The 14,016-nt window shown below is 37.9% G+C and carries 10 protein-coding genes; all 10 read right to left on the minus strand.

Annotated elements, in window-relative coordinates:
* Nucleotides 1–64 precede the first annotated feature (64 nt).
* The 10 genes from H9D55_RS03245 to H9D55_RS03290 all read right to left on the minus strand — a co-directional run bounded on the left by H9D55_RS03245 (nucleotide 65) and on the right by H9D55_RS03290 (nucleotide 13,898).
* A complete protein-coding gene (locus tag H9D55_RS03245) occupies nucleotides 65–1,087 on the minus strand; it encodes a DUF418 domain-containing protein (protein ID WP_186076828.1) in 1,023 nt (340 codons plus the stop codon).
* Nucleotides 1,080–4,607, minus strand: coding sequence for a helicase-exonuclease AddAB subunit AddA (addA, locus tag H9D55_RS03250; RefSeq protein ID WP_186076829.1), 3,528 nt, complete (start codon nucleotides 4,605–4,607; stop codon nucleotides 1,080–1,082). Before addA ends, H9D55_RS03245 begins: the two co-directional genes overlap by 8 nt.
* The gene (locus tag H9D55_RS03255) at nucleotides 4,604–8,137 is read right to left on the minus strand and encodes a PD-(D/E)XK nuclease family protein (protein WP_186076830.1); all 3,534 of its coding nucleotides are present in this window, start codon (nucleotides 8,135–8,137) and stop codon (nucleotides 4,604–4,606) included. The genes addA and H9D55_RS03255 overlap by 4 nt, the downstream gene beginning before the upstream one ends.
* Before the next feature lie 12 nt (nucleotides 8,138–8,149).
* Nucleotides 8,150–8,686, minus strand: a complete 537-nt coding sequence (gene lepB / locus H9D55_RS03260; protein ID WP_186076831.1) for a signal peptidase I — start codon at nucleotides 8,684–8,686, stop codon at nucleotides 8,150–8,152.
* Between the two features lie 9 nt (nucleotides 8,687–8,695).
* The gene (locus tag H9D55_RS03265) at nucleotides 8,696–9,295 is read right to left on the minus strand and encodes a TVP38/TMEM64 family protein (RefSeq protein ID WP_186076832.1); all 600 of its coding nucleotides are present in this window, start codon (nucleotides 9,293–9,295) and stop codon (nucleotides 8,696–8,698) included.
* A gap of 279 nt (nucleotides 9,296–9,574) precedes the next feature.
* The gene (locus H9D55_RS03270) at nucleotides 9,575–10,762 is read right to left on the minus strand and encodes an ornithine--oxo-acid transaminase (protein WP_186076833.1); all 1,188 of its coding nucleotides are present in this window, start codon (nucleotides 10,760–10,762) and stop codon (nucleotides 9,575–9,577) included.
* Between the two features lie 37 nt (nucleotides 10,763–10,799).
* Complete coding sequence (gene pruA / locus H9D55_RS03275; RefSeq protein WP_186076834.1) at nucleotides 10,800–12,341, minus strand: L-glutamate gamma-semialdehyde dehydrogenase; 1,542 nt, start codon at nucleotides 12,339–12,341, stop codon at nucleotides 10,800–10,802.
* Between the two features lie 170 nt (nucleotides 12,342–12,511).
* On the minus strand, nucleotides 12,512–12,892 hold the full coding sequence (gene ygs / locus H9D55_RS03280) for a S1 domain-containing post-transcriptional regulator Ygs (RefSeq protein WP_186076835.1): 381 nt from the start codon (nucleotides 12,890–12,892) through the stop codon (nucleotides 12,512–12,514).
* 136 nt (nucleotides 12,893–13,028) lie between these two features.
* Entirely contained in the window at nucleotides 13,029–13,226 is a 198-nt protein-coding gene (locus H9D55_RS03285; protein WP_186076836.1) for a hypothetical protein, read from the minus strand.
* An 84-nt stretch (nucleotides 13,227–13,310) separates the two neighbouring features.
* Complete coding sequence (locus H9D55_RS03290) at nucleotides 13,311–13,898, minus strand: peptidylprolyl isomerase (RefSeq protein ID WP_186076837.1); 588 nt, start codon at nucleotides 13,896–13,898, stop codon at nucleotides 13,311–13,313.
* Nucleotides 13,899–14,016 lie beyond the last annotated feature (118 nt).

Genomic DNA, 14,016 nt, shown 5'->3' on the forward strand with positions numbered 1-14,016 from the left:
TTCTGTCTTCCTTAACAATAATAAAGCCTTTCATCAAAAAAAGGTATAGAATTATTTATATTTATTAACTTTTTGTTAAAAACTGACTGAATAATAATGTGGAAAGCGTAACCAACATAGCTATACCCACCGCATTTAATACCTGCACCTCGCCGTATAAATTAAACCCAATTCCATAGAATATGATACCCATAATCGTTGAGAAAACGAGATAATAAACAATCGCATATTGTCCGAAATGGTTAAAACGATTCTGTACTCCGATTGGCATGTAGCATGCGAGTACCCAAATAGATAAAAACATGCCTATCGCGACCATTGGACCACCGATGTATTCACCGATAATTGTGCTACTCATTGACCCAACACTCAACACCTCTATTAGTTTGATAACTAGTCCACCAAATAGGAATACTAAAATAAGAACGACTTGCATGTACTTGGGGAGAATTTCCTCTAATTTCACTCGCGCAAGTAAACTACCAATTAATGCACACGGAATGCTAATGAATATAAGAAGCATAAGTAATGGTAAATCTACAATTGTGCCTAAGTTCAAATTCGCATATTCTATGATATCACTCGTTCTAAATACAGATACGTAATCATTAAATTTTTGAATTGCACTGTACACAATGTTATTCGATTGCATTGCGTTTAATGCCTTTAAAAGCACATTTAACAATACATGCGCTACTACTAATACTACAAGCGTTACAAGTGTCATTAACATAGGGCGATTTCTAAACAGTAAAACAAAGAGTCCACTAATTGCTGCTAAAAACAGCACATCTTGACCATTTAAAATGAGCGAAATCATAAGTAACACTAGTCCTGATAGAATCAATGGCTTCATGATTGATTTTACCTTGGTCGCAATATATCCGACTGTCAGTGACAGAAGTGGTAGTAATGCGCCACCAAAGAATATATGAAATACTTGAAACGTCTTTAATTCTTTACCGTAAAAATATTCGTATGGATTCACTAAGTGAATCGGTAAGAGAAACTGAATGCTTGCACCGATCATTAAAATGATAAGCGTAAACGATAGCATCGTGTTTATCTTTAACTTCTCATTAAGCAACTTTTACCACTCCATAGTTAAAGTAATAGAGGTAAACTTCGACCGGTTTATTCAGGGCTGCCATTAGTGACTTTTGGTAGATATCCATCTGTGTGAAATATCTATCTTTAAGTTCATCTACAGGTACACCCTTTACTCGGTCCGTCTTATAGTCGATCAACACATAGTGTTCCTTATGTTCAACAAGTAAATCGACGATACCTTGTACCATCTTACCAGAAATATCACTGTAGCCGATCGTCTTTTGACTCATAATAAATGGCAATTCTGTGTGCACTTCTTTAGATTCCTTAAATATAGATATAATCGTTGGATCTGAAATGAATTTTAGAGCATAATCTCTCATGCGTTTACGCATCGTATCCGTGACAAGTGGAATGTCTTCTGTGTAGTGTGAAACGATTCGTTTTACAACTTCAGTTTGCGCCTTGATTTCAAGGTTTATTAGAGAATCAAACCTGCGACTCACCTGCACCATCACTGCGTGCATATGCGTACCAAATAGCGGCGCGTCTGTAGATTGATCTAAGAATTTTGGCTTAGTGAGTTCTACTTTACGTTCAAATAAATCATTCCTTAGAATTGCTTCGTCAGGAACAGTTTCGTTTTTACGCTTGATTTCTGATACGGATTCTTTTACTGTTTCTTTATTTTTTTCGTTCGGGACATATTCATAGTTCATACGCGTTTCTACTTGTGGTGAATACGATACGTTCAGTTCAATTAAGTCATCGAAGGAAATACGTTTTTTGGCTTCTTCTTCGTGACGAATTTCGTCGATGTACTCAGTGCGTGCCGTGTAGAACGTTTCTTTCGAACCAAACAACATTGGAATGATCAGCGCTTCGATGGTCTTTGCTGAAAGTCTCACGTCAGCTGGAACTTTTCTTCCATCATCATACTGATAAAGTGGCTGCTTAAATGTTTCTAAGTACGTCATCTTGTCAGCACGCGCTTCTTCGAAGTCCGCTTCAGGCAATATATTCACGAATGGCATAAATAGCTTCGTCTTTGCACGCGTTAGCGCAACGTAAAGAAGTCGCATCTCTTCAGAAATTCTCTCTTTCACGAGCTTTTCGTACATCAAGTCGTAGTCGAGATTTGTTGTAACGAGCCCCTTGCCTTCATCGTATGATTTTAAAGCCATCCCAAAGTCTGGGTGAACGAGCATCTTGTCTGATAGACCACGTCCTAATATCGAATAGTCTTGATTTAAGATAAATACATAGTTAAACTCAAGTCCTTTGGAGGCATGTATCGTCATGACGCGCACAACGTCTTCGTGCTCACTAATCGCACTCTCTTCGCCGAAATCGATATCTTTATCACGTAAATAATTCACATGATTAATGAATTGATACAGCGAATGGTGATTCATGCGCTCAAACTCAATCGCTCGTTCCACGAGACCAAATAAGTTCGCGCGTCTGACGTCACCACCAGGAAGTCCTGCGAAAAATTCAGTGATGTTAAAGTGTTCAAATATCGTACTTAAAAGTCCTGAAACTGTATGATATCTACTTTCTTCTACTAAGAATGTCAGAGTATCCAGTAAAATGTCGATCTTTTCTTTAGTATCATCGTCTGCCATATAATCAAATAGTGCATCATAGAAATAATGTGCTTTTGAATTCAATCTAATTTTTGCAAGGTCGTCTTCTGAGAAATCGAAAAATGGTAAACGCATGATTCCGATGAGCTTGTCATCTTGTAATGGGTTGTCGATAATGGATAACAAACTCACGCATGTCTTAATTTCTAAAGTATCGAAATACCCTTTTGTATCTTGATAAGAAAGTGGAATGTCATGTGACCTGAATATTTCATTGAACTGGTCAATTGCTTTTCTGTTACGCGTTAACAGTACGATGTCTTTATATTTCACACCATTGTTATGTAATGCCTTGATTTCTTTAACAACATAATCGAGTTCGATTTCTGTACGTCTTATGTTGCGTTCTTTGTTTCCAACTAAGCCAACGATTTCAGTCTTCACAATATCCTTATTTTCATCCAGTCCTACATAAAGCTTCTCAGCATCTGTGTACTCAATTTCACCAACATCACCATCCATCAGGTGTTCGAATAGGAAGTTCGTTGTTTCGAGCACCCCAATGTTTGAACGGAAGTTCATATTGAGTGGAATCACTTTCCCTGTCCCTTTATTGTTAAACCTGTTTTGTTTACGTATGAATAGTTCAGGAGCTGCCTGACGGAATTTGTAGATGGACTGCTTCACGTCTCCGACCATAAATAAATTTCCGTTTGATTCGTCGCCAGTTTTAATGAGAGAGACGATCGCTTCTTGTACGTAGTTCGTATCTTGATATTCGTCGATCATAACCTCTTTGAACTTAGATTTATAAAGGTCGCTCACTTCTCCATCATTTGCTGTTAAAATCTGAATCGCAAAATGTTCATAGTCACTAAAATCAATTACTTGGTCACGTGCTTTGTTTGAGCGATATCCCTCAATAAGTGACTTCGCGAGTGAAATAAGCACATTGTTCATGCCGTTTAATTCTGACATCTCTTTTTCAAGCGTAGCTTTACCAACTGGTAAGTCAGATGCAAGTGACTTTAAGTTCATAGATATTTCGTTCATTGCACCGTCTACTCTAAATTTAATAGAAGAATCTTCGATATCTTTATATAATTTCGTTGCACGTGTTGGTAACGTCTCAAATTTTTCTAAAACAAAATCATCCGCCTCAATATTTTTGTAGAGTTCTTGAAGTTGCTCTTTTAAAGTACCGAGCTTATCGAATTGCTTATGCTGTTTAGCGAGAACTTCACTTTCATGAGCCATCGTGTAGAGTGTCATTAGCTCATCTACACGTTCGATAGTTCTTTCGACTTCAACTTTGTATTTATCTTTACCCTGCTCATATCGCTTGTGAATCCTTTTTTCATCTAAAAACTGATCGACAAGTTCATTTAGAAACTTAAACGGATCGCTCGTAGCAATTGCTGTTTCATAGAGTTTCTTTATTTCTCTCTTCAATGGATCGTTCACCTTGTCTGTTGCGATAAAGCGTTCGAGCTTTAAGAAGTCTTCATCACCACTTCGATACCACGCTTCTAAAATATCGTCGAGCACATCTGAAATGCGTGATTCTTTTTCTTCCTCCATTAATGTACGCATATCTGGCGAAAGTCCAACCACATTGTAATGGTTCTGAATCAGGAACATACAGAAAGAATGTAGCGTTGAAATGTGCGCACCATTAAGTTTCAGTACTTCTTCTTCAAGATGCATACGTTCGTCAGAGTATGGTTCTAGCTTCAAAATAATATCTCTTAGACGATTCTCGAGCTTCTGCTTCATGTCACGCGCACTCGCTTTAGTAAATGTTGCAACAAATATTTCATCGACACTATAATATTTTGTGCGAATGTTATTGATGATACGCTCAACTAAAACCGCAGTTTTACCACTTCCAGCCGCTGCTGAGACCAGTAAGTCACTGCCTTTGTAATCGATTGCTTGCTGTTGTTCAGGCGTAAATTTCATGCTCATTCTTGTACTCCTTCCATCAGATTTCTTGCTTCTTCTTCCACTTCAACGCTGTTCATTTCAACGAAATCACGTTTATTCATGAGGTAGTCAATATTACACGCTGCTTTAAATTCGCAGAACGCACATGGTGATAATATTTCGTTCACTGTCAGCGGGTTGATATCTACTTTACCTGAGTATAGTAAATCCGCACCATCTCTGATTTTATTTATTGTGTAAGCTTCAATGCGCTTATAACCATCTGTAGATATAATCTTGGATAAATCTGTTTTATAGAACCCGCCTTCTTTATTGACTTGTAATCGATAGAAGTCGGTTATTTTCTGCTCACCATTCAATAGTTCGACGAGTCCAGGACTCCCCACATTAAGCGATTCCATTTCACTATCATGAAGGTCAGCAACAAATTTACCGTTTGGACGGAGCTGGGCTTCTTTTTTCTTCTGAATAAATTCTGCAAATTCTTCGTCTGACATATCACGCGCTCTTTGGTTTTCGATATCTGTAAGTGTGACTGTTGGATTTACTACAGGATAAAAATGCATGAGCAATGGAATGAGTTCACCGCTTATTTTTTTATGCCCATTTTCGAGCAGTACTCTCATATAAGTGAATTGCTGAAGTTCTTTGCCCACATAGATTTCTTTTAAGTTTAAATCTTTTGTTGCGTTCGATTTGTAGTCGATAAGTGAAATATAAGAGAATGGCCCATCGCGTTTAATATCCACTCGGTCGATTTTACCACGTAGATTGATTTGGTGACCCGCGTCACTAACGAATTGTAACTCACCAAAGTCACTGTATTCTTCACCGAAAGTACCTTCGATTATCTCTATGTTAAAATCACTATTTTCGAGATATCGTCTTAAATTGATAATCGTTTCAGAAATTGTTTTTGCTGCACGAATTTTTAAAGATTGGTAGTATGCATTGGTTTCAAAAATCCCATACGAAATCTTTTCAACTATTTTTTCTACAGACAAATCGACTTCTTTTCTTATAGTTTCGTCTGTTTGGCCAACAAGCGTTTTGTTCAGTCTCTTACCAATCACGTCTTCTAACACATTGTGGTAGAGATTCCCTATTTCAAGAGGTCTCACTTCAAACGGCTTTCTTGGGTTCAGTTTAAGTCCATACTGAGCAAAGTGTTTAAACTGACAATTATAGAACGTCTGGAATCTTGAAACAGACGTCTTCAGGGAATCTCCATAAAGTTGCTGAGCGACATCTTTTGAAAGCCTGCTCGCCTGGTTCGAATATTTTAATGTACGTTTTAAACTCAAGTAAGTTTCATTATTTTTTTCTTTAAGTAGGCTTAGAGCTTCTAAGAATGGCAGATAATTTGGTACATTCTCGAGCTCTACTAGATCGTCATAAGATTCTTTCATCATTTTGCGGAGATTCATATGTAACAGATCTCGCATAGAAGATTCGCTCGATAGCTGACTAAAAATATCTTTCGTTTGATATTTCGTAGTTTCAATATATTTTAAGTTCGTACGTTTCTCATTCGAGTCTAAAATCTCTTTAACAAAAGGAGAAATCGTAGTTCGTTCTCCACTGATTGATACATTCGAGAACGAGATATACAGCCCATCCGTTGGTCTAGTGAGACCGTGATAGAATACGAAGCGTTCGTCTTCACGAAGCGTGTCAGAGGTTGGCGAGAGCTGGATGTTTTTTTCCTCAAAAATACGTTTCTCATCATCTGTAAGAATATGGTTCGTGCTCATATCCATAGGCATTGCCGTGTGATTCATTCCAACGATAAAGACATACTTTTTGTTCTCAACTTTCGCGAGCTCTATTTTACCAACAATGACTTCTTCTAGAGTCGATGGTCGCATGCTAAACTCCGCTTCATTTAACCCTTCAGTGAATGTCGACATGAATGATTCGAATGATTTCTCTTCATCTTTGTAAACTAAGTATGACTGATCCATAAGGGCAATGATATGTTTATAAACTTCCTCAGTCTCGTTGATGCGACGAACCGATTCATCGTGTTCGTTAATTTCGTTAGAAATCTTTTCTAAAACCCCATTATTTTCTAGGAAATAATATAAAATTTCCAGATACTCTTTTACAGTCGTTGCGTTATTCCAACCTTTAAAAAGTGATGTTAGCACGTTTAAAATTCTGTTTTTATATTTGAGCAAGGCTTCTAAGTTTTCGTTCGTTTCTTCATCGATTTCGAGAATACGACCGTCATCTGTGACTTCAAACTGTGTCTTAAACACATCATCATCATGGAGTCTTGTGTAGTTAATACCGCGCTCAAGCACAATGTTTTCAAATAGATACATTGAGTTCTTGTCGGTAATTTCGTTTAAGTAGCCACTCTTCATGATATTGATAACAGTAGTACGCTCAAGATTTCTAGAGTATGCGTTAAATAAGCTTAAGATAAACTGCGCGAACGGATGGCGGTTCATCTTATACTTCTCGTCAATATGATAATAAATATTGAACTTATTAAACGTATGTTCAATTTGGCGCGCGTACGTATCATCTCTATAGAGCACGCCGATATCATTGTACGTTGCATGTTTGTCACGAACGAGTGATTCGATTTGACGCGCGACTTCCGTGATCTCTTCACGCGGATTCTCCGCTTCAATAATCGTGATTCCGTCGTAATCGCGAATGAAACTTCCTTCATAAAGGAACGATTCTACATCGATGAGTCCCTGTTTATTCGCACGTAAATTACGTTCATCGAATTTAATAATCTCTGTCCCTGATTCAGTAAACATATCCAGCATCTGAAGTCTATCAATTACCGCATTCGTCTTTCTGAAAAGTGACTTGTTGTTTCCGTCTTGAAGTAAAATTAAGTGAATGTCATCCGTAAATTTATTAAGCACTTTTAAGAAACGGTACTCCACCTCACTAAAGTTGTGGAACCCGTCAATGTAAATTGTCGCGTTTCTAAGACTCGGTACTTCATTTGGTGAAAGTTTGGCAAGACGATCTACGAAATCAGGCATTGCGTTCATTTTTTCAATGTTGTGTTCCAAAATTGTGTATTGCCACTTCTTATAAATCTTAACTAAGTCGGCGTACTTTTCAGCCATGCGATTATTTGGCCACTTGATTGATTCGAGCGTCTCAATATCGACTTCATAGTTGACGAACTCCTCAATCATATCGAGGACTTTTCCAGAGAACTTCACATGATTTTTTGAATCACGATAGTACTTGAGTTCATCTTCATCAAAACTCTCAATGAGTTTATGTATGAGCATAATATGCCCTGATTCAGTCAGAGTATCTCTGTTGCCGGCACCAATTTCATTCAAAATATGCCACATAAACCTAGAAAAGCTTAAGACACTCGTTCTTAAGCTTCCACTATAAGTAGATTCATGCGGATTTATTAACATGCTTTCATACGTCAGCGTGTTCTGAGTTGGTGTGATAATAAAAATCTTATTACCAAGTGGTTCTTTTTCAGTTTTCTTAATAATCTCTTCAAACATGTGGGTAGTTTTACCCGTACCACTAATACCAGTCCAAATATGAATCATTCACTATTCACCCTATTCACTAAAATCAGTTGTAAATTCGCTAAATGGCCAGAATCTAAGTTGCACTTTTCCTATAATATCATCTTCACTTACGAGTCCAATCTCTCTAGAGTCTTTCGAGACTGCTCTATTATCGCCGAGTACTAAGTACTGCTCATCCGGAATTTTATCCCCATCCACACCTAGTGTTTCTAATGTGAAGTTGTCGCGATACGAATTCTCATACTCTTTAACATATGGCTCATCAATTGCCTCGCCATTCACATAGACTATCCCGTCTTTCATCTCAATCGTATCACCCGGCAGCCCGATGACACGCTTGATATATGCTTGCTCATGACCTGCATCAAAAACGATGACATCCGAGTGTTTTAAATCTGCAAAATTATATAAAAACTTGTTTACAATCACACGTTCGTTGTCATGAAAAGTATTCTCCATGCTTGAGCCGTCGACCACATACTGGGCGAACAGAAAATATCGAATCACTAATATGATAACGACAGCGACCAAAAAGGATATTGCCCAGTCTCTAATTTCCTTTAACATAACAGCACCTTAACTTTCCATTTTTTTATCAATATAACGTTGATACACTTTCGATAATATATATAATAAGACTAAAAATCCGATAGATAAAATGATGCGTATCGGTGATTTTAAAAATCCAGCAATATCAAAACCGATTACTGAAATCGATAATATCATGACGAACTTCGATGCAAGTAAAATATATAAATACACGTCACGACGTATGTTCGACATCGCCGTAATAATATTTACAACACTCGACGGTGTAAACGGCAAGCTCAAGAGAATGAATAGAAAACTAAACCCTCTTCTATCGATAAATTCACGCATCTTGTATAGACGTTTATGCTTATTGATGTACTTCGTCGCACGTTCTCTGAAAAGATAACGAGCAATCAAGAATACAGAATAACTCCCAGTGACACTACCTGCGTAGCTCACTAAGAATCCTACCACTAGACCATATGAATTTGTATTTAGTATGACGATCGCAATGAGTGGCAGAATCGGGAGAAAAGACTCCACAACAACAAGAAACAAACCTACCAAAATGCCGAATTGGCTGAACTTATCAAAAAGTTGCTCGATCCCCTCAGGCGTCGATAATAACTCTAAAATATGTTGCATAGTACTAACCTCTATTTTTTAAATGAGTACGTTTATTATAACATTACAAAAGAAAAGAGTCGTGAGTGGAAATCGGTTAAGGTATTTCTTAACTTAAAATTTAATTTCTGGTTTTATTGTGAGTTAATAAACAATAAATGATGAGGATAGTTATCCATTTACGCGAGGTAAGTAGCCAATATATTGACCCACGGCATTCCGAACTAAGGGTGTCGCATTCATTCCATCAAAAAAAGCGCACCGCCTAATGGCCGTGCGCCTCTATAATTTCCCGAGATATTAGAACACAGTTTTAACTTGCTCAATTGCCCAGTCTAAGTCTTCTTTTTCAATGACCAGAGGTGGTGCGAAACGAATCACAGTGTCGTGTGTTTCTTTACATAGTAAACCGAGTTCTTTTAGCTTTTCACAGTATGGTCTTGCCGCTTCAGTCAGTTCTACTCCGATAAATAATCCGCGACCACGTACTTCTTTGATTACAGGATTATCGATTTTTTGTAGTTCTGCTTTGAAGTATTCGCCAAGCTCGTTTGAACGTTCTGCAAGTTTTTCATCAATCAAAACATCAAGTGCAGCGATTGATACTGCTGCAGCTAGTGGATTACCACCGAATGTTGAACCGTGTGAACCTGGTGTCATTAATTCAAATGCTTCCTTGTCACCTAGTACTACTGACACTGGTAATACCCCACCACCAAGTGCCTTTCCTAAGATATACATGTCTGGCTTAACATCTTCCCAGTCACATGCGAATAATTTACCACTTCTTGCAAGTCCACATTGGATTTCGTCAGCAATCATAAGAACGTTGTGCTCATCACATAACTCACGAACTTCTCTTAAGAAGCCTTCACGTGGAATGTTGATTCCTGATTCACCTTGGATTGGCTCGAATATTACAGCAACAGTGTTTTCATTGATTGCCGCTTTAAGTTGATCAATATCACCGAAGTCTACAAGTGGGAATCCTGGCACTAGTGGGTGGAAGCCACTCTTGTATTCTTCTTCACTAGAAAGTGAAATTGCACCTAGAGTACGGCCGTGGAAGTTACCGTTCATTCCGATAATTTCTGCTTTGCCTTCTTCTACGCCTTTTACTTGATAACCCCAACGGCGTGCTGTTTTAATAGCAGTTTCTACTGCTTCAGCACCAGTGTTCATTGGAATTGCCATTTCTTTACCTGAAATTTCTTTCAGTTTGTTTAACCATTCACCCATGTTATCTGTGTAAAATGCACGTGAAGCAAGCGTCACTTTGTCTGCTTGTTCTTTAAGTGCTGCGATGATTTTAGGATGGCGGTGTCCTTGGTTTACTGCTGAATATGCACTGAGCATATCTAGATACTTATTGCCTTCAGGATCAGTGACAAACGCACCTTCCGCTTCAGAGATTACGATTGGAAGCGGTTTGTACGTTGGTGCTGCTACGCTGTCAGCGAGTTTTATAATATCTTGTGATTGAGTCATTACTGCATCCCCTTTTATAAGCCTTTAATCTATGCGATTAAAACATTTCTGAAGTCGTTTTACCTTGCATGTGGAGTAATAAGTAGTCAGGGCCACCTGCTTTAGAGTCTGTTCCTGACATTTTGAATCCACCAAATGGTTGGTATCCAACGATTGCTCCAGTACATCCACGGTTAAAGTATAAGTTACCTACGTGGAAATCACGGCGTGCTTGTTCCATACGCTCGCGGCTCGTAGTGATAACTGCTCCAGTTAAACCATAGTCAGTGTCATTAGCAAACTCGATTGCTTGATCGAAGTCTTTAGCTTTAGCGAAACCAACAACTGGTCCGAAGATTTCTTCTTGCATTAATCTATCATCGTGTTTTAATCCTGAGAAAACTGTTGGGTAAACAAAGTGACCCGTTTCATTGTCGATGTTTCCACCAACTTCTAACTTACCTTCTTTTTTACCGATTTCGATGTATTCACCAATTTTCTTAATAGAAGCTTCGTCGATAACTGGGCCCATGTATGCACCAGTTTCTGGATCTCCTACTGTTAATTCTTTAGTTTTCTCAACTACTTTTTCAAGTAATTCATCATGGATATCCTCTAAAGCAATTACACGTGAACACGCTGAACATTTTTGACCAGAGAAGCCGAATGCCGAAGCGACTACTGCGTCTGCTGCTTTGTCTAAGTCTACTCCGCTGTCTACAACAATTGTGTCTTTACCACCCATTTCGGCGATTACACGTTTAAGGTTTACTTGACCTTCGTGAACGACTGCTGCACGTTCGTAAATGCGTACACCTACGTCGCGTGATCCAGTGAATGATACGAATGAAAGATCTTTATGGTCAACTAGATAGTCACCAATCTCACGTGATGATCCTGGGATAAAGTTAACAACACCGTTAGGAAGTCCAGCTTCTTCAAGCACTTCGATGAACTTGTAAGCAACAACTGGTGTTGATGATGATGGTTTAAGTAACACTGTATTACCAGACACAAGCGCTGCTGCAGTTGTACCAGCCATGATCGCGAATGCGAAGTTCCATGGTGAAATAACCATGCCCACTCCTAGTGGGATGTAGTGGAACTGGTTGTATTCGCCTGGACGGGATTCAACCTTTTTACCGTTCTTTAATTCAAGGTGTAAACGACCGTAGTATTCTAAGAAGTCGATACCTTCAGCAACGTCAGCGTCTGCTTCATTCCAAGGTTTACCCGCTTCTTTAATAAGAAGTGCTGTGAATTCAGCTTTTCTTTTTCTCACAATAGCAGCTGCTTTGAATAGTACGTCTGCACGGAATTCAAATGAATAATTTCTCCAAGATTTGAAAGTTTCAAGAGCAACGTCCATCGCTTTGTCAGCTTCTTTTTGAGTTGCTTGAGACATATAACCAATAATTTCTTCTTTTTTAGCAGGGTTGTAGACAGTTGATTTGTCTTTAGTCATTATGCGCTCGCCATTAATAACTAATGGGAAGTCTTGACCAAAATACTCCTGAACTACTTTAATACCTTCTGCAACCATATCCTTGTTTTCTTGTTTAGAAAAATCTGTAAATGGTTCGTGTTTGTAATCAATCATTAAAAATTCCTCCTAAGAATTAACTTCACTCCATATTTAACACGTTTCTGAAACAGTTTTCAACCCCTACGACTTAAACGTTTACTAATACATAATAACGAATAAAAAACGATAAAACGCGCACAAAAATAGACCTGAGACATCTTGTCTCAGGTCTTCCTAGGTTCCGGTCACTCGTTATTCATACGATCTTTTGCTTCTTTAATCCATATTGGCATCATCTCATGTAAAGACTGAAATCCATAGCGTTCTGTCTCTTTAATTTTTTCTAGAATAGAGCGTCTCTTTTTCTTATCTACTCTAACTTTGAAATATTCGTTTTCTTTAAGAGTCAGACTCATCTTGCCATTGTCTTCGATTCCAATAATCTTGGCCTTTACAATCTGACCTTTAGTCAGGAACTGATTCACGTTGTGTACGTAATCGTTCATAATTTCTGATATATGAATAAGCCCTTCTCTATCGTCGTGGGTTTTGACAAAAGCACCGTACGGCTGAATACCTGTGACCTTCACCTTTACAAACTGGCCAACCCGGTATTGTTTTGTCACATGATTACCCCACTTTTAATACAATGCTTTAATATAATATCACATTTACGAGACGCTTTCCATATTTAGTTCTTTCCAATATATATGTAATTTTTATAGAGATTAAAAAAAGACCGCAAGCATGTGCTCGCGGTACTTATTTATTGTCATTATCTTGGTGTTTCATTTTTTCGTATACTTCTTGTTCAAATGCTTTAGCTTTTTCTTCTTGTTTTTTAGAATATTTCTTCACAAGACGAAAAACAATATACGCAACAATGATACAAATTACGATTGAAATTAAACCAGGAATATATTCTGTTTTATCATCTGGAAAATATAAAAATTCCATCATGGTTACTCACACACCCTTACAGTGAGTATTATAACAGAGTAAAACTTTAAAAACTGTCTAATTTAAGAAGTTTTTATGACTAAATTATAATACTTCTACTGTTTCTAATACCACGTCTTCTACTGGCTTATCCATCGCACCAGTTTTCACATTGGCGATTTTTTCTACGATATCCATTCCTTCGATCACTTGACCGAATACAGTGTGACGGTTATCTAACCAAGGCGTACCACCTTTAGTTGCATATGCTTCAATTACTTCTGATGGATAACCTGCACCTTCCAGTTGGCTTAGCATGTCATTTGGAACATGTTTGGCTTGAACAATAAAAAACTGAGAACCATTAGTGTTAGGACCTCTGTTAGCCATTGATAGCGCTCCGTAAAGGTTGAACAATTCATTCGAAAACTCATCTTCAAATTCATCTTCCCAAATACTTGTACCACCCATACCAGTACCTGATGGGTCTCCACCTTGGATCATGAAATCTTTGATGATTCTGTGGAAAATTTGTCCATCATAGTAACCGTTAGCTGCATGTCCTAAGAAATTCTCTACAGTTTTTGGTGTTTTATCTGCAAAAAGACGTACAGTGATGTCTCCCATATTTGTTTTGAAAACTGCTTTCTTTTCACCTTCTAATACTTCGTTTGCGAGTTGGTTAAAGCTCATTTTTTATTCCTCCTAAAATTTTTCACTTTTAATAGATTAGCACATTCATTAAAGTTTGTGCATGGTTATTCAGAAGTAGATTTTGACAATTCCTTTAATATAATAGTGGCTCTCATTT

This window comes from Phocicoccus pinnipedialis (genome assembly GCF_903994035.1).
Lineage (GTDB): Bacteria > Bacillota > Bacilli > Staphylococcales > Salinicoccaceae > Phocicoccus > Phocicoccus pinnipedialis.

Excerpts from the sequence above, each read along its gene's own strand:
- H9D55_RS03255 (WP_186076830.1), bottom strand. The coding sequence starts at position 8,137 with ATGATTCATATTTGGACTGGTATTAGTGGTACGGGTAAAACTACCCAC.
- pruA (WP_186076834.1), bottom strand. The coding sequence starts at position 12,341 with ATGATTGATTACAAACACGAACCATTTACAGATTTTTCTAAACAAGAA.
- addA (WP_186076829.1), bottom strand. The coding sequence starts at position 4,607 with ATGAGCATGAAATTTACGCCTGAACAACAGCAAGCAATCGATTACAAA.
- H9D55_RS03290 (WP_186076837.1), bottom strand. The coding sequence starts at position 13,898 with ATGAGCTTTAACCAACTCGCAAACGAAGTATTAGAAGGTGAAAAGAAA.
- H9D55_RS03270 (WP_186076833.1), bottom strand. The coding sequence starts at position 10,762 with ATGACTCAATCACAAGATATTATAAAACTCGCTGACAGCGTAGCAGCA.
- H9D55_RS03285 (WP_186076836.1), bottom strand. The coding sequence starts at position 13,226 with ATGATGGAATTTTTATATTTTCCAGATGATAAAACAGAATATATTCCT.
- H9D55_RS03265 (WP_186076832.1), bottom strand. The coding sequence starts at position 9,295 with ATGCAACATATTTTAGAGTTATTATCGACGCCTGAGGGGATCGAGCAA.
- lepB (WP_186076831.1), bottom strand. The coding sequence starts at position 8,686 with ATGTTAAAGGAAATTAGAGACTGGGCAATATCCTTTTTGGTCGCTGTC.